Origin of the sequence: Nocardia cyriacigeorgica, from assembly GCF_010858045.1 — a bacterium.
GTDB classification, from domain to species: domain Bacteria; phylum Actinomycetota; class Actinomycetes; order Mycobacteriales; family Mycobacteriaceae; genus Nocardia; species Nocardia cyriacigeorgica_E.
Genome location: NZ_JAAGVC010000335.1, coordinates 1 through 287 on the forward strand (window position 1 = coordinate 1; position 287 = coordinate 287).

Genomic DNA, 287 nt, shown 5'->3' on the forward strand with positions numbered 1-287 from the left:
CGCCGAAGCCGCTGCTGCTCTACGGGTACGGGTCCTACGAGGCCAGCATGGACCCGTCGTTCTCGGTGTCGCGGCTGTCGCTGCTGGATCGGGGCATGGTGTTCGCGGTCGCGCATGTGCGTGGCGGCGGTGAGATGGGCAGGCTCTGGTACGAGAACGGTAAGACGCTCACCAAGAAGAACACCTTCACCGATTTCGTGGCCTGTGCCCGTCAACTGATCGACAACGGCACCACCGCCGCAGATCGCATGATCGCCGACGGCGGCAGCGCGGGCGGTCTGCTGGTG

The 287-nt window shown here is 65.9% G+C and carries 1 protein-coding gene; it reads left to right on the plus strand.

The genetic code is table 11. From position 1 onward, the window contains the following. Positions 1-287 (plus strand): prolyl oligopeptidase family serine peptidase (locus tag GV790_RS29930; protein ID WP_163818169.1); only part of this gene is annotated, 287 nt, incomplete at both ends.